Source organism: Lacihabitans sp. CCS-44, assembly GCF_024343735.1.
Lineage (GTDB): Bacteria > Bacteroidota > Bacteroidia > Cytophagales > Spirosomataceae > Leadbetterella.
In genome coordinates this window covers 18,082-37,887 of the sequence record NZ_RJUE01000004.1, presented here as the reverse complement: position 1 = coordinate 37,887, position 19,806 = coordinate 18,082, and the positions used below count along the sequence as shown (strand labels likewise).

Sequence of the window (19,806 nt, the reverse complement as noted above, 5' to 3'; positions counted from 1 at the left end):
ATGTTAGATTTTTCTATAGTTATTCCAGTTTACAACGGTGCCAAAACTATTGAACGATTGGTGATAGATATTGAAAAAGAACTAGATAGTTATAATTTTGAAATCATTTTAGTAAATGATGGCTCAAAAGATGATTCTTCGAATATTTGTTTGGCACTAAGCAAGGAGAAAGCAAATCTGAAATTTATAAATCTAAGAAAAAACTTTGGAGAATTCAACGCAGTAATCTGTGGTCTGAGTTTCGTAGAGGCTAAATATGGAATTATAATTGATGATGACTTTCAAAATCCACCCTCCGAAATTTTGAAATTATATCAAAAAGCTGAAACAGATAAGCTTGATGTCGTTTATAGTTATTATGATTCTAAAAAGCATCACTGGTTTAGAAACCTTGGTAGCAGAGCTGTAAATTTCCTTACTACTTACCTTCTAAAAAAACCAAAGGACTTGTACTTAAGTAGCTTTAAACTTATCCACAAAGATATTATTTCAGAAATTGTAAAAAGCCGTAGCCCTCATCCATATATAGATGGACTAATATTTCAAGTAACAAATAATGTTGGCAGCCAAAAAGTAATACACAATAGTAGAGATGAGGGACAATCTAATTATTCATTAAAAAAGTTAATAAGCCTCACTTTGACTATCATTTTTGGCTATTCATTATTACCCTTAAGACTTACTTTTTTTGCAGGAATCCTTTCTATTATTTTTGCTTTAATCTACATGCTTCTATACGCTTTTTCTATAATTCCTGAGTGGGGTTCACCTATTGTAATATTTATGTGTGGTGTATTGATGTGCTCAGTTTCTTTGGTTGGGGAATACATCGGAAATACTTTCCTGATGATAAGTGGAAAACCCCCATATATCATAGAATCGGTTAATAAATAAAGGCTAAACCAATTGAAGAGATTCTTTGATTCTTATTATTGCTTCAATTAAGTTTGACTTTTGAGTAGCAAAATTTAGCCTAAAATACCCTTGACCACCAAATATTGACGCATCTTGTACACCTACACCATGTTTTTCAAGATGAGATACAAAATCGACAATTCCTGTTCTTTCAAAATTTATCCATGCCAAATAAGTAGCCTCCAACGGTTCCATTTTCAAGCCATCAATTGCGTTTATTTCTTTTAAAAGATACTCGTGATTGGCTCTTAAATATTTCAAAAGTTCAATCCGCCAAGGTTCTGAATCTTTATATGCAGCCAAGGCAGATTCCATAGCAAATACTGAAAGCATGGGCATCATACCGTATTTCGTTTTTTCAAATTTGTCTCTTAATACTTTATCAGGAATTATAGCAAATGAACACCCCAAGCCGGCAATATTAAAAGTCTTGCTTGGAGCCAACAAGGTTATACTTCTTGACTCTATTTCTTTGTTGAGAGATGCTATAGAAATATGTTGCTTGGACTCATCTAAAATCAAGTCACAATGTATTTCATCTGAACATAATAACAAATCGTTTTTTACACAAAAGTCGGCCAATTGTTCCAATTCCTCTTTTGAAAAAACTCTTCCGTTCGGATTATGGGGATTACAAAGCATGTACAATTTGGTACTTGGATTGACGTTTTTCTGCATTTCCACAAAATCCATCTCCCATCTATCATTTTGCCAAATAAATGGAATATCCTGCAATCGTCGATTACCTATCTCAGCAGCTTCCAAAAATGGTCTGTAAACTGGCGATGAGGTCATTACTGAAATATAATCATCAGAAATACACCTTGCAGAAGTGTGTAAACCTGGAACTAAACCTGGTAGCCAAACTATCCAATCTTTCTGAATTTCCCAATTGTGCTTTTCTTTTATTCTTTGCAAAACCACTTCCACTAACTCGTCCGGCGTCCGGCTATACCCTATCACTCCGTGGTCAATAATTCTACTTAAAGCTTTTTTTATGGGCTCGGCCACTTCAAAATCCATATCAGCTACCCACAGTGGTAACACATCTTCTGTATATTTATCCCATTTATAACTATTGGTATTTTTTCTGTCTACTATTTTGTCAAAATCCATCTCAATATTAAATTGTTGTTCCACCATCTACCTGAAAATTTACACCAGTTGTATAAGCCGACGCATTTGAGGCCAAATATAAAACCAAAGCTGCTATTTCATCAACCGAACCCATGCGGGCTATCGGCAATCTCTTTGTAAAATGCTCAAGCATCTTAGGATTCTCCCAAAGTGCCTGACTAAACTTAGTCTTTATCAAGCCCGGACTCAAGGCATTTACACGTATTCCGTCCATTCCCCATTCTTTTGCCAACACCTTGGTAAGCATATTCAGAGCCGCCTTGCTTACACTATACATGCCAAGACCAGGATCTGGTGTGGTACCAGCTATACTACTGATATTCACTATACTACCACCCCCATTTTGCTTCATAAAGGGATATACTAATTTGGCAAACTCAAACGGAGACTTCACATTTACTTGCATAATTTTATCAAAGGCATCTCCACTACAGTCCAATGAAGGCCCAAAAACTGGATTTGTGGCGGCGTTATTCACCAAAATATCTACTTGTCCAAAAACTTCGATGGTTTTGCTTAGAAGTTCTTGCAACTGATTAATATCGCCAGCATGAGCGGCCAATGGTAACACTTCTGCACTGTAATCATTCTTTATATCTTCCGCCAAAACCTCCAAATCTGTCTGTTTTCTACTGCTAATCACCACTTTGGCACCATATTGTGCAAAAACCCGAGCAATGGCCTCTCCAATTCCTTTGCTGGCACCCGTGACAATGGCCACCTTGCCATCTAACGAAAACATATCTTTTTTCATGGTTTATTGGGCAGTAATACCGCCATCTATGGTTAAACAATGCCCTGTAATAAAACTGGCGTTTGTAGAAGCTAAATAGAAAATCCCAGCCGCTATCTCCTCTGCTTCGCCAAATCGTTTCATTGGCGTACCATATTTCAAGCCCTCTTTATATTCTTTTTCCAAATTAGCAGTTTCTACCATGGCCGTATCTGTAAAACCCGGGCAAACAGCATTTACTCTTATTCCTTTTTTGGCATATTCAAGTGCCAAGGTTTTGGTCATGCCCACCACAGCATGTTTGCTGGCCGAGTAGGCTATGTGATTGGTCATTCCTACCAGCCCTGCTACTGAGGCCACGTTAATGATTGCACCATTTGCGTCTTTTTTAAGATGGGTTATGCCAAACTTTGTCATATAAAAAACGCCTTTGATGTTGATGTCTAGTATTTTATCAAAAGCGTCAATGGGATAATCTTCGGTTTTTACCCTTGGTCCTAAGATGCCAGCATTGTTTACTAATACATCTATTTCGGTATTTAAGTTTTCATAAAACTGTCGAACTTCTTGGCTGTTAGCTACATCACATTTGTAATAAACCAAGTCAGAGCCCAATGTTTTTATTTTTAGTTTCAAAGAAGAATTTGCCTCGTCTGCCAAATCTACACCAAAAATCTGGTAGCCATCCTTTGCAAAAATCAGAGCAGTGGCATATCCAATACCCGAATTAACCCCCGAAATCACAACTTTCCGTTTTATCATTATAGTTTTTGTTGATATTATTGGTAGCAATTTAGCAATATATATTCTCGAAATATTGGTTTTTCGGGCAATTTTAAACAAAAAACTATATTTTTGTAAAACTAATATGAATCAAAAGAAAATTAAAGATATGATTGTAAAAGAAAAGAAAGCTCCTGGGGAGAAGTTAATTAAAAAAATGTCGCTTAGGACCAAATGGATACTTACCTCCATTTTGAGTTTCTTAATTATTGGTTTGGGCCTCAGTTTTTTTGTGTTTTCTTGGAATAGGCTTCAAATCGGATTCGACAAAGCCACTTGGGGATTTATGGTTTTATTGAGCTTGGCAGTATTTTACTTGGGATTAGTATTTTACGGCAATTCCATCATGTATGCCACAGAAATACGCTCCCGTAAGATTTGGAAGCAGAAACAGAAAGATTTGAAGAAGAAGAGATTTGTAAACAAAGGAACCGAAAAACTAAATATACAAAAAAGCCCTCAATCTTGAGGGCTTTTCTTATTTTGATGTTTCTGCTTTTAGATCCTCAATATCAACTTTCTTGATGTCAGGTCTAAGTGTAAGTCTTTTTACAGCCGCCACTTTATTATTAGATATAGCTCTATTTTTACGACTTTTTCTTTTTAACTGAGTAACTCCCATTGCTAAAATATGTTTTAATGATTCTTTATTGCTTCAAACGAGGTGCAAAGGTAAGAAATTAATCATTTAAATAAATACTTTCTAAGAAAATAAATTCTCAAAACATTTATATCACCTTTCATACCATTTTCAGGATAATTCCTAAATAGAGAAGGAATTTTCGAGCTTAATCTTTATTTTTGCAAAAAATTAATAGTCAAAAATACAATATGTCTAAACCGAGCTTAGCTAGAGGAACGAGAGACTTCGGCCCGGAAACAATGGTTAAAAGAACCTTCATTTTTGACCAAATAAAAAAAGTTTATCAAAAATACGGGTTTCTTCCACTGGAAACACCCGCCATAGAAAACCTGTCGGTATTGATGGGGAAATATGGGGAAGAAGGAGACCAATTGTTGTTCAAAATCTTAAATTCAGGAGATTTTGCAAAAGATATCACTAACAATGACTTAGAAAATGGTTCTAAAGAAATCTTAAGAAAAGTATCAGAAAAAGGCCTGAAATATGATTTAACGGTGCCTTTTGCGAGATATGTTGTAATGAATCGCCACCAATTGGCCATGCCTTTTAAGCGTTTTCAGATACAACCTGTGTGGAGAGCCGACCGACCTCAAAAAGGAAGATACAGAGAATTTTACCAATGTGATGCCGACGTGGTAGGAACCGAGTCTCTTATATGTGAAGCAGAAATAGTAACTATGCTGCATGAAATTTTTGAAAATTTGGGAGTTTCAGAATTTGTAATAAAAATCAATAATCGAAAAATCTTAAGTGGCATAACCGAAACCATCGGGGCCAAGGGCAAAGAAGTAGACCTTTGCGTAGCGATAGATAAACTGGATAAAATAGGCAAAGAAAAGGTAGAAGAAGAATTGCTTCAGAGAGGCTTCAATGCGGAAAATATTTCTAAACTTCAGACGCTTTTTACCCTGCCAATTACGCAAGCTGCAATGTTTTCCACACTAAAAAACTGGCTAAAAGATTCAGAAATTGGCATTTTGGGTGTACAAGAATTAGAAGAAATTTGGATTTTGGTAGATAAAATGCAGCTGCAAAACCCCAAAATAGCTTTTGACCCTTCATTGGCACGTGGACTTAGTTATTACACTGGGGCAATTTTTGAAGTAAAGGCACTGAATGTAAGTATTGGAAGTATTTCTGGCGGTGGTAGATACGATAATCTTACCGGAACTTTTGGCATGCCTGGATTGTCTGGTGTTGGAATATCACTCGGTGTGGATAGAATCTATGACGTTATGGAGGAGCTGGGGATATTTCCGGAGCAATTGCAACTTTCGTCTACCAAGGTTATGGTAACGAACTTCGGTGATGAAACTTTATCAAAAAGCTTGGAAACAGTGGCTATTTTGAGACAAAAAGGAATAAATTCCGAAATCTATCCTGAAAACTCCAAAATCAAGAAACAATTTGAATACGCCGACAAAAAGAAGATTCCGTTTGTTGTAATTCTTGGCACTGAAGAAATAGAAAAAGAAATATATTTAATAAAAAACATGAAAACTGGTGAGCAAAGTACCCTCACCCTGAACCAATTAAAAGAATCGCTCGATGTTTAAGAACAAAAAAGTATTAGCATACCTATTAGTAATAGTTTCTAGTTTGGCCGCCACCATGGCATTTTATTTTTGGCAAGTAGCTTATAGTCCGAATCTCAATGTGGATGGAAAGGAAAAATTCGTTTTATACGTACCTAAAAATTCTACTTACGAAAGCTTGATGGACACTTTACACAAACACAAAATCATAAATGATGAGGTTGCTTTTGGATTCATGACCAAAAGAATGGCTCTTAGAGAAAGTATAAAATCAGGCAGGTACGAAATAAAGCCAAATGCTGCCAATAAAGAGATCATTTCGAAGATCAGAAGCGGAAATCAAGATCCGGTAAAACTGACTTTCAATAATGTAAGAACTAAAGAAGACTTGATAAAGAAAATTGGCACAAAACTAGATTTTGATTCAAATTTGCTTTTGGAGAAAATAAAAAATGAAAGGGTGTGTTCAAAATATGGATTTACGAGTGAAACCATCATGTGCATGTTTTTGCCAGATACGTATTTTATTTATTGGGATAGCAGTGTTGACGACTTCTTAAAAAGAATGAACACAGAGTATAAGAAGTTTTGGAATGAAAAGCGACTTTCACAAGCTCAAGGTATCAATATGACACCAATAGAGGTGGGCGTAATGGCATCAATTGTTCAAAGCGAAACCAATAAACCTGATGAGATGCCAAGAGTAGCTGGAGTATATGTAAACAGAATAGCCACAAACATGCCTTTGCAAGCTGATCCAACAGTGAAATTTGCTGTTGGTGATTTTTCGCTGAAAAGAATACTTACCAAACACCTGAGTATTTCTTCTCCTTATAACACTTACAGAAACACAGGATTGCCTCCAGGTCCTATAGCCCTGCCAGAGCGGGTAGCACTCGATGCGGTTTTGGATTATGAAAAACACAATTATACTTATTTCTGTGCCAAAGAAGACTTCTCAGGATATCATAATTTTGCGGCAACCTATACTGAACATCTAAAGAATGCCGATATTTACCAAGCGGCTCTTGATGCCAAAGGTATAAAATAAGGAAAACATGTATAGTTTCGATTCAAATTATAGAGTAAGGTATGCTGATGTTGACCAAATGGGCTTCATGTATTATGGAAACTATGCAAAACTTTTTGAAATTGGGCGTGTAGAAGCCTTGAGGAATTTGGGCGTGAGATACAAGGATTTAGAAGATGGAGGAATATGGATGCCAGTATATGAAAACAACTCAAAATACTTAGAACCAGCCAAATACGACGACTACTTAACTATCAGATGTATCCTCAAAGAAATGCCAAAAGTTCGGATTGTTTTTGATACTGAGATATTGAACGAAAATAACAAAATAATTCATAAAGGCTTGACCACTTTGGTTTTCATAAAAGCCGATACTCAAAAAATCACGACTTGTCCACAAATAATTATCGAAAAACTAAGTCCTTTTTTTAAGTAAAATGAATAAAAAAATTGAAAATATCGTAAATCTCATATCTGAGAGGCTAAAAAGTGTTTATATTTTCAATACAACTGTATCATTATATATTTTTATTACCATTCTCTACAAGAAAATAGTAAATTTTGATTTAGATCAAAGAGCTGCGGCAGTATCTTTTAGTTTCATGCTAGCCGTATTTCCTGGTACTATTTTTTTGTTTACTCTCATTCCTTACATTCCTATTCAGAATCTGGAGGTTCTGATAATGGATTTCCTGAAAAACCTGATGCCAGAGGGCTTGTATGAGAGTGTTAGCAATACTATTCAAGAAATCATCAGTCGTCCACGTTTAGATATTCTATCTTTTGGTTTTGCTTTTGCCATATTTGCAGCTACCAACGGCATGTCATCTCTTATGAGAGCGTTTAACATGGCCTTAAAACAACGAGAGAAACGGAGTTATATAAAAGCTAGATGGATAGCTTTTCTTTTAACTAGTTTACTGATTGTGGTTCTATTAACAGCTATTATTGTCCTTATAGTTGGCAAAATCACACTAAACTACATTACAAGAAAAGAGTTTGTTGGCCAGAATATCAATATTTGGGGTATAAATATTCTCGGGTATGCTTCCATTTTTATCATTTTCTTTTTTGGTATTTCTTGCATATATTACTTTGCTCCAGCTATGCACAAAAAACTCAAATTCTTTAATTTCGGAGCCTTATTTGCTTCCATTTTGAGTATTTTAGCAACAAACCTGTTTTCATTTTATTTAGAAAACTTCAACTCTTACAACAGGCTCTATGGTTCTATTGGGACTCTTATTGCCATAATGGTGTGGATTTATTTAATAGCTCTCATACTAATATTAGGATTTGAACTTAATATTAGTTTTTTGAGTGCTGCGAATAGGTCCAAACAAAAAACACCGTAGCAATCTCGTGCCGACGGTGTTTACAATAAACCTTAACCCATAAAAAAAAATCTTTGTTGTGTACCGAATATTTTTCAAGTTTTATGCCATAATTCTACTGGCCGTGTAAATCTTATTTTGCGGATACAGTGAGCCCCTCAATGACTAAACCTAGCCGAAAGTAGCAGTTTTAAAAAATTTGCTTTTAAAATCTTAGCTTAAAGCCTTAAATTAGATTTTATTTTACGATTAAACCCTGACAATGAAACATTCAAGAAGAGATTTCTTAAAAAACTATGGAATTGCGGCAGTTTCTGCTCCAATTTTACTTCAAAATTTGGGAGGCTGTAAGTCAAAATCAGACCAAACAACCGCTTCAGAAACAACTGTAAGCGTACCTGCAATAGAAAAATATGGCCTGCAACTTTGGACAGTAAAAGAAGACATGGCCAAAGACCCAAAAGCTACGCTTAAAGCCATTGCTGACTGTGGATACACGCAGATAGAAAGTTTTACAGGAGATAAAGGAGTTTTTTGGGGCATGAAACCTGTAGAATTCAAAACTTATGTGAGCGACTTAGGAATGCAATTGGTCAGCAGCCACATAAATCCAGACTTTACGACCAAAAAAGAGACAGAAGAAGAATTCAAAAAATTAGTGGATGATTGTGCTTCTGTTGGGGTTACTTACATTTTGAACCCTTTCCCTGGAGAAATTAAAACCGCAGACGAATGGAAAAAAATAACTGGGGGATTGAACAGACAAGGAGAAATAGCCAAAGCCGCTGGTATAAAAATGGGCTACCACAACCACCACATAGAGTTTTTACCAACCTCCGATGGAACTTTACCAGAAGAAATCATGCTGAAAGGCACCGATGCTGATTTGGTAAGTTTTGAACTGGATTTGTATTGGGTAGTAAAAGCTGGCCAAGAGCCTGAAAAATGGCTAAAAGATTATGCCAACAGATTCAAATTAGTACATATAAAAGATCTTTACAAAGAAGAAAGGCTGAAAGAAATAGAAGCTACCGAGAAAAAAGAAGATCCTTTCTGGCCATTAGGAGCATCCACTACTTTGGGAAATGGAAGAATAGATTTCAGTAAAGTTTTAAAAACTGCCAAGGAAAACGGGGTAGAATATTACATTGTTGAACAAGAAAGATTTGACAAATCAACGCCGCTTTTGGATATAAAAACCGACGCAGAATTTATGAAAAACTTGAAGTTTGTATAAATAACGGAAAACTAAAGTCAAACAAAATCCAAAAAGTTTTAATAGAACTTTAGCTAAACGAATTGGATTTAAAGTTTTAAATTTAATTGCTTATAATTCGAAAATTCGTGCAAAAACATCTTTCGCTTTTTCTAAAAATATGACACTAAAATGAAAAAAATCTTTACCAACCTAACTTTCTGGGTGTTGACTGCCATTACTGCAGGGGCATTGTTAGGGCATTTTGCACCTGACAAAGCCGTAGAATTCAAATGGCTCGGCACAAGATTTATCGATATTGTAAAACTCTTTATCAATCCAATCATTTTCCTGACTATATCCTTGGGGATAAGTGGAATGGGAGACCTCAAAAAAGTTGGAAAGGTTGGTTTAAAAGCACTTATATATTTTGAAATTGTAACTACCTTCGCATTGTTGGTCGGTATCCTTGTAGCCAACATCATACAGCCAGGAGCGGGAGTAACAACAGGAAATTTGGATGGTGCCGATTTATCTGAGTACACCAAAAAGTCAGCGGAATTCAGTTGGTTAAAATTCCTAAAAGATAATCTGACCATTCAAGTTTTGATTTTCTCTATTGTATTTGGGGTAGTTTTGAGCAAACTGAAGCAAAAAGTTGTCATTACAACATTTTTGAACAAGATTTCCAAATATGTATTCAAAGCACTACATTGGGTTATGTTTTTTGCACCATTAGGTGCGTTTGGTGGTATGGCCTTCACAATAGGTAAATACGGCATAAGGACCTTATTTCCATTGGGTAAACTCATGCTGTCGGTATATGCCACCATGGCCATATTTGTGTTCGTAATTCTTTATTTCATCCTGAAATACTATAAAATAAGCATCTGGAAATTCTTGAAATATATCCGAGAAGAACTGCTTATCGTTTTAGGCACTTCATCGTCTGAGGCGGCGTTGCCATCTTTAATGGAAAAACTCGAAAGAATGGGTTGCTCAAAATCAGTTGTAGGTTTGGTCGTGCCTGCAGGTTACTCGTTTAATTTGGACGGCACCACCATTTATTTGTCCATGGCTACAATATTTCTCGCCCAGGTATTTGGCGTTCATCTTACATTTGAGCAAATTTTAACCATCATAGGCATTTTAATGATCACTTCCAAAGGAGCTGCTGGTGTTACAGGCAGCGGATTTGTCGTATTGGCATCCACGCTTTCGGCTGTGGAAGTTATACCAATCGAAGGCTTAGCTTTGTTACTAGGAGTTGACAGATTTATGTCAGAAGCAAGAGCAATTACAAATTTTATAGGCAATGGTGTGGCCACTATATGGATTTCTAGAAATGAGAATGAACTAGATATGAACAAACTTCATTACGCACTCAATCACTTAGAAGATACTGAAGATATATTAAAAGATAATTTTAGCTAATAACATGAAACGTTCACAGAAATTTCTCCTCTCACTTATCATTGTTGGAGGTATAGTATACTTTATTATTCAAACTACCATCAAAGCAGGTGTTTTTAATAGCATTTCGGATATAAGTGATTACCGACTAAGTACCCTTCCAAGCATGCCAGGTGTAGAAGACATTACGATTGACCAACAAAACAATGTGGCTTATTTGAGTGCTCATGATCGCAGAAATCCCAAAAGCACGGGTGCCATATTTGCTCTGAACTTGAATGATTCTACCAAAACATTAATCAATCTGACGGATCGTTTCAAGATCAGAGAATTTCGTCCGCACGGAATTTCACTATTAAGTATTCAAGACAAGAAATTCTTATTTGTTATTTCTCACAAAGACAACAAAAACGATATTCTAAAATTCCAGATTTTGGGAGATAGTCTAAGCTATTTGAGCAAGTATTCAAGCACAGACTTCGTGTCTCCAAACGACATTTTGGCTGTGGCTGAAAACCAGTTTTTTGTGACTAACGACCACAGTAACCGCTCCAAATGGAAAGTATTGTTCTCTGATTTTTTAAGAATCCCAACGGGTAATGTCGTTTTTTATGATGGAAAAATTTCGAAGATTGTCAGCGAAAAAATTACTTATCCTAACGGCATAGCACTTTCGGATGATGGTAGTAAAATTTACGTGGCTTCTACTTTAGAAAAAGCTATTCATGTTTTTGAACCTCAAACACAAACCAATTTGCTTAAATCGGTAGATTATATTTCAACAACCTATGCACCTGACAATATCGAAATAAACAAAAATGGAAATTTAATAGTTGGGTGCCATCCAAAGCTTTTTGCTTTTATGGCTCATAAAAAAGATGCTTTAAAAAAATCGCCATCAGCAGTAATAGAAATAATGAAAGATAATTTTAAAATACAAAAAACGCTTTATCTCAATGACGGCCAGCAAATTTCTGGCTCTAGCGTAGGGGCTCCTTTTTATTCAAAAAATGGCCAACAAAGTCTTTTAGTTGGGAGTGTATTTGAGCCGAAAATAATCTTATTAGAAAAAAACTAATCTAGAATAATATTTGGCAAAAACTATGAACTCCATTCATATCGAAATAAATATCAAAAGAAAACAAACTATCCATAATAATTATATCACAATACCAAATATTATTCTGCTCATTTCGACTTTTCGTCCTATATTTTTAACCAAAACATAGATGCATTTCGCCATTTGATGCTTAGTTTAGCACTCGAAAACTGAATTTATTTTTATATGAACAACGACAAAACGCTTAACGAAGAAGCTCTTGAATATCATGCCAAAGGCAGGCCTGGCAAAATAGAAGTAGTGCCTACAAAAGAATACGCCAACCAAAGAGATTTATCTTTGGCCTACTCTCCGGGGGTGGCAGAGCCATGTTTGGCCATACAAGCCAACCCTGAAGACGCATACAAATACACCGCTAAAGGCAACCTTGTGGCCGTAATCAGTAACGGAACAGCCGTTTTGGGTCTTGGTGATATCGGTGCCATGGCAGGAAAACCAGTGATGGAGGGGAAAGGGCTACTTTTCAAAATCTATGCAGACATAGACGTTTTTGATATCGAACTCAACACCAAGGATGTGGACGAATTCGTTCGTACTGTCAAAATAATGGAGCCTACTTTTGGAGGTGTCAATCTTGAGGACATTTCTGCTCCAGAATGTTTCGAAATAGAAGAAAGGCTCAAGAAAGAGTTGAATATACCTGTGATGCACGACGACCAGCATGGAACGGCCATTATTTCGTCTGCTTCTTTGCTCAATGCTTTAGAATTGGTTGAGAAAGACATTACGAAAGCCAAAATCATCATTAATGGTGCAGGAGCTTCGGCCATTTCTTGCACAAGACTTTATAATGCCTTAGGTGCAAAAAAAGAGAATATCTTTATGTTTGACTCCAAAGGACTTATACACCCAGACAGAACAAACTTGGACGGCAAAAAGATAGAATTTGCTAACAACAACATGCCTATCGAAACCACTTTAGCACAAGCCATCAATGGAGCCGATGTGTTTGTGGGACTTTCGAAGGGCAATGTTCTGTCTAAAGAAATGGTGAAAACCATGGCAAAAGATTGTATAGTTTTCGCTTTGGCCAACCCAACGCCAGAAATATCTTATGACGACGCCATGGATGCCCGTGAAGATATTATTGTAGCCACAGGCCGTTCGGACTATCCCAACCAAGTGAACAACGTTTTGGGTTTTCCGTACATTTTTAGGGGAGCCTTAGACGTAAGGGCCAGCGAAATAAACGAGGAGATGAAGTTGGCAGCCGTAAGAGCTTTGGCTGCTTTGGCTAAAAAACCCGTGCCGGATATTGTGAACATGGCCTACAGTGAAGCCAACTTGAGTTTTGGCAGAAACTACATCATTCCAAAGCCTGTAGACCCGCGATTGCTTACTTCAGTAGCCCCAGCGGTGGCCAAAGCCGCCATGGAAACCGGAGTTGCCAAATTTGCGATTACAGACTGGGATGCCTACGAAAACCAACTTTCTAAAAGACTTGGCTTGGACAATACCCTAACAAAGGCCATCATGACCAAAGCCAAAAAGAACCCGAAAAGAGTGGTATATGCCGACGCCGAAAACCTTACCGTACTCAAGGCCATTCAGCAGGTAATACAAGAAAAAATAGCCTACCCGATACTTTTGGGAAATAGAAAGCTGATAATGAGTATTTTAGAAGAAAATAGCATTTCTCTTCCAGAAGACATCGACATCATAGATCCTAAAGAAAGCAAAAACGAATCTGAGAAAACCAGATTGGCAGAATTTGCAGACTTGTTTTTTGATAAGCGAAAAAGAAAGGGGTTGACCAAACCTGACGCCATGAACTTTGTGACTCGCAGAAGTTACTATGCCTCACTGATGGTAGAAACGGGTTTGGCAGATACTATGATAGGCGGTCTTACAAGAAACTATCCAGATACCATTCGTCCGGCTCTTCAGATTATTGGGCCAGAAAAAGGCGTGAAGAAGATATCGAGTATGTATATTTTAATGACCAAAAAAGGGCCATTATTTTTGGCAGATGCTACCATCAATTTTGACCCAACCATAGACGAGTTGGTAGAAATTACGGAATTGGCCGCCAAAGAAGTAGAGAAATTCAATATCAAACCTAGAATTGCTTTGGTTACTTACTCCAATTTCGGTTCGGTACCAGAAGGCCCCGCTCCTATCAAGATGCGTAAAGCGGTAGAAATACTCAAGCAGAAACACCCTGGAATGGTAGTAGACGGAGAAATGCAAGCCCACTTGGCATTTGACACCGAGTTGCTAAAAGAAAATCATCCATTCTCAGACTTGGCAGACGGCCCAGCCAATACTTTGATATTCCCGAATCTTTCTTCGGCCAATATCGCCTACAACTTGCTGAAAGAAGTAGCAGGAATTGAGAAAATTGGCCCGCTATTGATGGGACTCAAAAAACCAGTTCAAGTATTACAATTAGGTGCCTCAGTGAGAGAAATCGTGAACCAAACGGCCATTTCGGTGGTAGATGCCGTGAAGAAATAATTTTTTTGTGATTTGTATTTTGAACGACAGTCTTCATTTGGGGGCTGTCATTTTTTTGCGATTGTGGTTATTAGCACATGGATTTTATGGATTTGACACGGATTAAGCTTGAAAATCTGTGATAAACAGCTTTCCCGTGGTATCCTTTTTTCAGCATGTCAAACCTATTTATCTCAATACACCCTTCAATGTTTAACAGTTGCATTTAGTTTTTATTGAAGGACCAATAAAATATAACCTTTGACCAAGTTATAATTTTCTGTATAATAAACAAACTCAAAGAGAATTTCAAATTAAAAGTCTGGTCCAGTACCACAAAAAACAAAAATATTAGAACCCTTGTTTTTTTTTCAAGAACTTTGTGACCCAAACGCATTGTTATGCATTTGCAATTCATCATTCCAAAAACATTTTGACAAACAAACGCAAAATATTCAACGACCCCATTTATGGCTTTATAACCATACCGTCTGATTTTATATTTGAGATTGTGCAACACCCTTATTTTCAGCGTCTCCGGAGAATAAAACAGTTGGGCATGGCGGAGTTGGTTTATCCCGGAGCCTTTCATTCACGTTTTCAGCATGCTTTAGGAGCTATGCATCTGATGAACGAAGCCCTGAATACGCTTCAATCTAAAGGCCTGATGATAATGGAAGTAGAGCGTGAAGCTGCTTTGGTGGCCATTTTGTTGCACGATATTGGTCATGGGCCATTTTCGCATGTTTTGGAATACGCCATTCTCAAAAATGTCAACCACGAAGCCATTTCAGAATTGCTCATGGAAGACCTCAATCGTCAGTTTGAAGGCAAACTCACTTTGGCCATTGAGATGTTTAAAGGTACTTATGACCGTAGTTTTTTCCATCAACTCATTTCTAGTCAGCTTGATATGGACAGGATGGATTACCTCAATCGTGACAGTTTTTACACGGGCGTGGCAGAAGGAAACATTGGGGCCGAACGTATAATAAAAATGCTCCATGTAGTTGATAACCAATTGGTAGTAGAAGAAAAAGGGCTTTTAAGTGTAGAAAACTTCTTGGTGGCACGTCGACTGATGTATTGGCAAGTTTATCTTCACAAAACCTCTGTTTGCTCCGAAACCATGGTCTTGAAAATATTTGAAAGGGTAAAAGACCTCTTGAAAGAAAACATTTTCGTAGACATACCAAAACACCTCCAAGTATTTTTTAACAGAAATATAAGCAGAGAAGATTTTGAGAACGACGGCTCGCTTTTACAACATTTTGTAAACCTCGACGATGTAGACATTTGGTATGCCCTCAAAACTTGGCAGCACCACAGTGACCCTGTTTTGGCAAATTTGAGTCAAAACATAACCCATCGAAATTTGTTCAAAATAAAACTAGAAGTTGGTCTAAAAACAGAAGGATTAGAGGTAAATGTTCTACAAACTTTTGAGGACAATAAGATACCGAAAAACCTCCAAAAGTACTTTTATAAAAAGGGGCAAATTAGCAACAGTGGCTATGCTTCACAAAACGACAATATAAAGATTCTAATGAAAAATGGGAATATATTGGATGTTTCTGAAGCTTCTGACTTACCGACCATCAAGGCTATGAGTAATATTGTCAAAAAAAATTATATTTGTTATGCCAATGACGTATATTTACCATCGTTTTAAAGGCCATTTACATCATCTCATTTATCATTAATGGAGTTTTCGATAACACAAATAGCTCATCTTTTAGGGGGTGAAGTAAAGGGAGACGGAGATACACTAATACATAATTTTGCCAAAATAGAAGAAGGAAAACCCGGCTGTATTTCTTTCTTGGCTAATCCAAAATACGAAAATTATATATATCAAACAGCCTCTAGTGCGGTTTTGGTCGCTAAAGATTTCGAACCTAAAGAGCCCATCCAAACCAATCTAATTTTAGTAGAAGACCCATATTTGGCCATCAGCACGCTAATGGCCGAATACAAAAAACTGTCTCAAAATTCAGCTGAGGGAATCGACTCCATGACTTCCATAGCCAAAGATGCCGTCATTGGTAAAAATATTTATATTGGCCCATTCAGTTTTGTGTCATCTGGTGCTTCTATTGGTGAAAATAGTCAAATTTTTCCCCAAGTATTTATAGGCAAAAACGTAAAAATTGGAAAGAATACCATTATTCATCCAGGTGTAAAAATATACCAAGATTGTGAGGTAGGTGATAATTGCGTTATTCATGCTGGAGCCGTAATCGGAGCCGATGGATTTGGATTTGTGCCAGATGCCAGCGGTGTCTATCAAGATGTTCCGCAACTGGGCAACGTGATCATAGAAAACAACGTAAGCATAGGAGCCAACGCTACCATAGATAGGGCTACCATGGGTTCTACAAAAATATGCAATGGCGTAAAAATCGACAATATGGTACAGATTGGCCATAATGTGGAGGTGGGAGAAAATACGGTAATTGCTGCTCAAACAGGTGTGGCGGGCTCCACAAAAATAGGAAAATCTTGTGTTATAGGAGGACAAGTGGGTTTTGCAGGACACCTAAAAATAGCCGACGGCACACAAATAGGTGCTCAAAGTGGCGTAGGAAAAAACATTACCGAACCCAAAGGAGCTTATTCAGGCAGGCCTCTTTTGCCTATAAAAGACCACTTGAAGCTTTTGGTCAATTTGAGGAGATTAAATGATAATTTGAAAAAATAAATATCGATATGAATTTAAAACAACACACCATTGCCGAATCAGTGAGTATTGCTGGTAAAGGACTACATACAGGTGAGTTAGTAAATGTTACGCTTAAACCAGCCGCCATCAATCACGGAATTGTTTTCCAACGTGTTGATTTAGAGAACAAACCCTTAGTTCCAGCTTTGGTAGACTACGTAGTAGATACCAGTAGAAGCACGGTTATAGAAAAAGATGGAGGACGTGTAGGCACCATAGAGCATTTAATGTCGGCTTTGGCGGGATCTCAAATAGATAATATTTTGATAGAAATAGATGGCCCAGAACTACCTATTTTGGATGGGTCCGCATTGCCTTTCCTCGAGCTCATTGAATTTGCGACTCCGACCGAGCAAAATGCTTTGAGAAATTATTTCTCTGTGCCAGAGGCAGTTCATTTCAAAAACGATGATAAAAGTATAGAATTGGCGGCATTGCCATTAGACGATTACCGTCTGACAGTAATGGTGGATTTTAACTCTCAAATACTTCATAGTCAGCATGCTCAATTGCACGAAATCAGCCTTTATAAAGAACAAATAGCCCCATGTAGAACATTCGTATTTGTTCACGAACTTGATTTCCTTGCTAAGCAAGGCCTTATAAAAGGAGGTGATTTAACCAATGCCGTTGTAATTTCTGAAACCGATTTGACAGATGGTAACATAAAAGACTTGTCTATTTTACTTAATAAAGAATTAGAAAGTGACGGAAGAGCTGGAATATTGAACGACGAAAAATTGAAGTTTAACAATGAACCAGCCAGACACAAACTACTGGATTTAATGGGAGATTTGGCTCTTATTGGCCGTCCATTGAAAGCCCACATTTTGGCCGCAAGGCCTGGTCATGCCTCTAATGTTGAGCTAGCTAAACTCATAAAAAAACAAATTGCAGCAAAAAGTAGTGCTGCCCCGTATTTCGATGCCAACGCAGAGCCCGTTTTAAACGTATTAGATATAGCGAAACTTTTACCCCACCGTTATCCGTTTCAGTTAGTAGACAAGATAATGTCATTGGATGGGACTACTGTGGTAGGAATAAAAAACATCACGATGAATGAGCCGCAGTTTACGGGTCATTTCCCTGATAACCCAGTGATGCCGGGTGTTTTGCAAGTTGAGGCCATAGCTCAAACAGGTGGCGTTTTGGTGCTTACTTCAACAGGTGAACCAGAAAAATACTGGCCTTATTTGGTAGGAATTGAAAATTGCAGGTTTTATAAAAATGTTTTGCCGGGCGATTCGTTAGTGATAAGATGCTCTCTTTTGGCACCCATCAGAATGGGAGTAGCCAAAATGCATGGAGAAGCTTGGGTCGGAAAAAACATGGTGTGTTCGGTGGACATGACCGCAAGATTAGTAAAGAAATCCAATTAATAATATATGAATCAGCCGTTGGCTTACGTACATTCAGACGCGAAAATTGCTCAAAACGTAGTGATAGAACCCTTTGCTGTAATCCATAAAGATGTGGAGATAGGCGAAGGTACTTGGATAGGCTCACATGTCATCATTATGGAGGGAGCAAGAATAGGCAAAAACTGTAAAATATTCCCTGGAGCAGTTATTTCTGCCGTTCCACAAGATTTAAAATTCAAAGGTGAAAACACCGTTACCATCATTGGTGACAATACCACTATAAGGGAATGCGTGACCGTGAACAGAGGAACTGCAGACAAACACCGCACTGAAATAGGTTCTAACTGTCTAATAATGGCTTATACGCACATAGCTCATGACTGCATAGTAGGCAACAACGTCATCTTGGCGAATGCCGTACAATTAGCTGGTCATATTACAGTGGGTGACTTCGCAAACATCGGTGGCATGTCAGCAGTACAACAGTTTGTAAAAATCGGCAACCATGCCTACATTGGAGGTTGCTCGCAAATAAGAAAAGACGTTCCTCCATTTATTAAAGCAGCCAGAGAGCCACTTTCTTACGCAGGCATTAACTCTGTGGGATTAAGAAGAAGAGGATACTCCGACGAAAAAATATCAGAGATTCAGAATATTTACAGATACATATACCTTCGAGGACTTAACAATTCCGATGCTATTGCCTTGGTAGAGTTGGAATTTCCGGCAACCGCTGAAAGAGACGAAATCTTAAATTTTGTAAGAACCTCAGAGCGAGGAATCATAAAGTCCGGAATTGCTAAAAACATCGACTAATTTTGTTGAAAATTTCCCTAGAAAATATTGGCAAGAAGTTTAAAAACGAATGGATATTTCGTAATCTGAGCTTTGAGTTTTCAAAAAACGAACCTATTGCCATCATTGGGCCAAATGGCTCAGGGAAATCAACACTGATGCAGGCCTTGGCCGGGGCTATTCCAATAAATGAAGGAAAAGTAACATACACCAACCAAGCAAAAGCGATTCCAGACGAAAACTGGCACGAGTTGTTGTCATTTTCAGCACCTTATCTCGAACTTATAGAAGAATTTACGCTAGCAGAGTCTGTAAACTTTCATGTCAAATTTAAGCCTTTTCAGGAAGGTTTAAGCACAGCTGAGTTTTTGCAGATAATAGAATTAGAAAAGCATAAAGACAAACCAGTAAAGAATTTCTCTTCGGGCATGCGTCAAAAACTGAAGCTTGGTTTGGCTTTCTATAGTCAAACCGAAATTCTGTTGCTAGACGAACCTACTTCCAACCTCGACCAAAACGGATTTGATTGGTACATCTCACAGGTAGAAAAAGCCATCGAAAACAAAATTGTAATCGTATCTTCAAACGAACCTAAAGAATATATTTTTTGCAAAAACCACCTAAATATCCTAAATTTCAAAAAATAATGGCATT

General features: G+C 37.4%; 19 protein-coding genes. 15 read left to right on the top strand and 4 right to left on the bottom strand.

The annotated features are described in order from the left end of the window. Window positions 1–894 carry a glycosyltransferase family 2 protein gene (locus tag EGI26_RS03725; RefSeq protein WP_255076452.1) on the top strand — a complete coding sequence of 298 codons (894 nt, stop codon included), beginning with the start codon at window positions 1–3 and terminating at the stop codon, window positions 892–894. A 3-nt stretch (window positions 895–897) separates the two neighbouring features. On the opposite strand, the gene EGI26_RS03720 is transcribed toward EGI26_RS03725, so the two are convergent. From EGI26_RS03720 to EGI26_RS03710, 3 genes are read right to left on the bottom strand one after another with little or no spacing between them, the layout of a single operon-like run. After that, complete coding sequence (locus EGI26_RS03720) at window positions 898–2,031, bottom strand: MalY/PatB family protein (RefSeq protein ID WP_255076451.1); 1,134 nt, start codon at window positions 2,029–2,031, stop codon at window positions 898–900. Between the two features lie 7 nt (window positions 2,032–2,038). After that, window positions 2,039–2,806 (bottom strand): glucose 1-dehydrogenase, encoded by a 768-nt coding sequence (locus EGI26_RS03715; protein ID WP_255076447.1) that lies wholly within the window; start codon window positions 2,804–2,806, stop codon window positions 2,039–2,041. A 3-nt stretch (window positions 2,807–2,809) separates the two neighbouring features. Further along, the gene (locus EGI26_RS03710; RefSeq protein WP_255076446.1) at window positions 2,810–3,547 is read right to left on the bottom strand and encodes an SDR family NAD(P)-dependent oxidoreductase; all 738 of its coding nucleotides are present in this window, start codon (window positions 3,545–3,547) and stop codon (window positions 2,810–2,812) included. Between the two features lie 106 nt (window positions 3,548–3,653). Between EGI26_RS03710 and EGI26_RS03705 the strand changes: the two genes are divergently transcribed. Further along, entirely contained in the window at window positions 3,654–4,037 is a 384-nt protein-coding gene (locus tag EGI26_RS03705; protein ID WP_255076445.1) for a hypothetical protein, read from the top strand. Between the two features lie 9 nt (window positions 4,038–4,046). On the opposite strand, the gene EGI26_RS03700 is transcribed toward EGI26_RS03705, so the two are convergent. After that, the gene (locus EGI26_RS03700; protein ID WP_255076444.1) at window positions 4,047–4,190 is read right to left on the bottom strand and encodes a hypothetical protein; all 144 of its coding nucleotides are present in this window, start codon (window positions 4,188–4,190) and stop codon (window positions 4,047–4,049) included. A 209-nt stretch (window positions 4,191–4,399) separates the two neighbouring features. On the opposite strand from EGI26_RS03700, the gene hisS reads away from it, so the two are divergent. From hisS to EGI26_RS03635, 13 genes are all read left to right on the top strand, one after another. Continuing rightward, a complete protein-coding gene (gene hisS / locus EGI26_RS03695; RefSeq protein WP_255076443.1) occupies window positions 4,400–5,767 on the top strand; it encodes a histidine--tRNA ligase in 1,368 nt (455 codons plus the stop codon). After that, window positions 5,760–6,797, top strand: a complete 1,038-nt coding sequence (gene mltG / locus EGI26_RS03690; RefSeq protein ID WP_255076442.1) for an endolytic transglycosylase MltG — start codon at window positions 5,760–5,762, stop codon at window positions 6,795–6,797. Before hisS ends, mltG begins: the two co-directional genes overlap by 8 nt. Before the next feature lie 7 nt (window positions 6,798–6,804). Beyond that, the gene (locus tag EGI26_RS03685) at window positions 6,805–7,212 is read left to right on the top strand and encodes a thioesterase family protein (RefSeq protein WP_255076437.1); all 408 of its coding nucleotides are present in this window, start codon (window positions 6,805–6,807) and stop codon (window positions 7,210–7,212) included. 1 nt (window position 7,213) lies between these two features. Further along, the gene (locus EGI26_RS03680) at window positions 7,214–8,131 is read left to right on the top strand and encodes a YihY/virulence factor BrkB family protein (RefSeq protein WP_255076436.1); all 918 of its coding nucleotides are present in this window, start codon (window positions 7,214–7,216) and stop codon (window positions 8,129–8,131) included. A gap of 241 nt (window positions 8,132–8,372) precedes the next feature. Continuing rightward, the gene (locus EGI26_RS03675; protein WP_255076435.1) at window positions 8,373–9,347 is read left to right on the top strand and encodes a sugar phosphate isomerase/epimerase; all 975 of its coding nucleotides are present in this window, start codon (window positions 8,373–8,375) and stop codon (window positions 9,345–9,347) included. A 150-nt stretch (window positions 9,348–9,497) separates the two neighbouring features. Beyond that, window positions 9,498–10,739: a C4-dicarboxylate transporter DctA gene (gene dctA / locus EGI26_RS03670; protein WP_255076433.1), complete on the top strand. Its 1,242-nt coding sequence runs from the start codon at window positions 9,498–9,500 to the stop codon at window positions 10,737–10,739. Window positions 10,740–10,743: 4 nt separating this feature from the next. Continuing rightward, window positions 10,744–11,796 (top strand): SMP-30/gluconolactonase/LRE family protein, encoded by a 1,053-nt coding sequence (locus EGI26_RS03665; RefSeq protein WP_255076429.1) that lies wholly within the window; start codon window positions 10,744–10,746, stop codon window positions 11,794–11,796. 207 nt (window positions 11,797–12,003) lie between these two features. Next, window positions 12,004–14,295 carry an NADP-dependent malic enzyme gene (locus EGI26_RS03660; RefSeq protein ID WP_255076428.1) on the top strand — a complete coding sequence of 764 codons (2,292 nt, stop codon included), beginning with the start codon at window positions 12,004–12,006 and terminating at the stop codon, window positions 14,293–14,295. A 412-nt stretch (window positions 14,296–14,707) separates the two neighbouring features. Further along, on the top strand, window positions 14,708–15,946 hold the full coding sequence (locus tag EGI26_RS03655; protein ID WP_255076427.1) for an HD domain-containing protein: 1,239 nt from the start codon (window positions 14,708–14,710) through the stop codon (window positions 15,944–15,946). Between the two features lie 30 nt (window positions 15,947–15,976). Then, a complete protein-coding gene (gene lpxD / locus EGI26_RS03650) occupies window positions 15,977–16,975 on the top strand; it encodes a UDP-3-O-(3-hydroxymyristoyl)glucosamine N-acyltransferase (protein ID WP_255076426.1) in 999 nt (332 codons plus the stop codon). An 8-nt stretch (window positions 16,976–16,983) separates the two neighbouring features. Further along, window positions 16,984–18,375 carry a bifunctional UDP-3-O-[3-hydroxymyristoyl] N-acetylglucosamine deacetylase/3-hydroxyacyl-ACP dehydratase gene (locus EGI26_RS03645; RefSeq protein WP_255076425.1) on the top strand — a complete coding sequence of 464 codons (1,392 nt, stop codon included), beginning with the start codon at window positions 16,984–16,986 and terminating at the stop codon, window positions 18,373–18,375. Between the two features lie 6 nt (window positions 18,376–18,381). Next, window positions 18,382–19,173 carry an acyl-ACP--UDP-N-acetylglucosamine O-acyltransferase gene (gene lpxA / locus EGI26_RS03640; RefSeq protein WP_255076424.1) on the top strand — a complete coding sequence of 264 codons (792 nt, stop codon included), beginning with the start codon at window positions 18,382–18,384 and terminating at the stop codon, window positions 19,171–19,173. 5 nt (window positions 19,174–19,178) lie between these two features. Further along, a complete protein-coding gene (locus EGI26_RS03635; RefSeq protein ID WP_255076422.1) occupies window positions 19,179–19,799 on the top strand; it encodes an ATP-binding cassette domain-containing protein in 621 nt (206 codons plus the stop codon). Window positions 19,800–19,806: the final 7 nt, after the last annotated feature.

What these genes read in the sequence shown, in the direction of transcription:
- EGI26_RS03725 (WP_255076452.1), top strand. Translation starts at nt 1, where the DNA reads ATGTTAGATTTTTCTATAGTTATTCCAGTTTACAACGGTGCCAAAACT.
- EGI26_RS03720 (WP_255076451.1), bottom strand. Translation starts at nt 2,031, where the DNA reads ATGGATTTTGACAAAATAGTAGACAGAAAAAATACCAATAGTTATAAA.
- EGI26_RS03715 (WP_255076447.1), bottom strand. Translation starts at nt 2,806, where the DNA reads ATGAAAAAAGATATGTTTTCGTTAGATGGCAAGGTGGCCATTGTCACG.
- EGI26_RS03710 (WP_255076446.1), bottom strand. Translation starts at nt 3,547, where the DNA reads ATGATAAAACGGAAAGTTGTGATTTCGGGGGTTAATTCGGGTATTGGA.
- EGI26_RS03705 (WP_255076445.1), top strand. Translation starts at nt 3,654, where the DNA reads ATGAATCAAAAGAAAATTAAAGATATGATTGTAAAAGAAAAGAAAGCT.
- EGI26_RS03700 (WP_255076444.1), bottom strand. Translation starts at nt 4,190, where the DNA reads ATGGGAGTTACTCAGTTAAAAAGAAAAAGTCGTAAAAATAGAGCTATA.
- hisS (WP_255076443.1), top strand. Translation starts at nt 4,400, where the DNA reads ATGTCTAAACCGAGCTTAGCTAGAGGAACGAGAGACTTCGGCCCGGAA.
- mltG (WP_255076442.1), top strand. Translation starts at nt 5,760, where the DNA reads ATGTTTAAGAACAAAAAAGTATTAGCATACCTATTAGTAATAGTTTCT.
- EGI26_RS03685 (WP_255076437.1), top strand. Translation starts at nt 6,805, where the DNA reads ATGTATAGTTTCGATTCAAATTATAGAGTAAGGTATGCTGATGTTGAC.
- EGI26_RS03680 (WP_255076436.1), top strand. Translation starts at nt 7,214, where the DNA reads ATGAATAAAAAAATTGAAAATATCGTAAATCTCATATCTGAGAGGCTA.
- EGI26_RS03675 (WP_255076435.1), top strand. Translation starts at nt 8,373, where the DNA reads ATGAAACATTCAAGAAGAGATTTCTTAAAAAACTATGGAATTGCGGCA.
- dctA (WP_255076433.1), top strand. Translation starts at nt 9,498, where the DNA reads ATGAAAAAAATCTTTACCAACCTAACTTTCTGGGTGTTGACTGCCATT.
- EGI26_RS03665 (WP_255076429.1), top strand. Translation starts at nt 10,744, where the DNA reads ATGAAACGTTCACAGAAATTTCTCCTCTCACTTATCATTGTTGGAGGT.
- EGI26_RS03660 (WP_255076428.1), top strand. Translation starts at nt 12,004, where the DNA reads ATGAACAACGACAAAACGCTTAACGAAGAAGCTCTTGAATATCATGCC.
- lpxD (WP_255076426.1), top strand. Translation starts at nt 15,977, where the DNA reads ATGGAGTTTTCGATAACACAAATAGCTCATCTTTTAGGGGGTGAAGTA.
- EGI26_RS03645 (WP_255076425.1), top strand. Translation starts at nt 16,984, where the DNA reads ATGAATTTAAAACAACACACCATTGCCGAATCAGTGAGTATTGCTGGT.
- lpxA (WP_255076424.1), top strand. Translation starts at nt 18,382, where the DNA reads ATGAATCAGCCGTTGGCTTACGTACATTCAGACGCGAAAATTGCTCAA.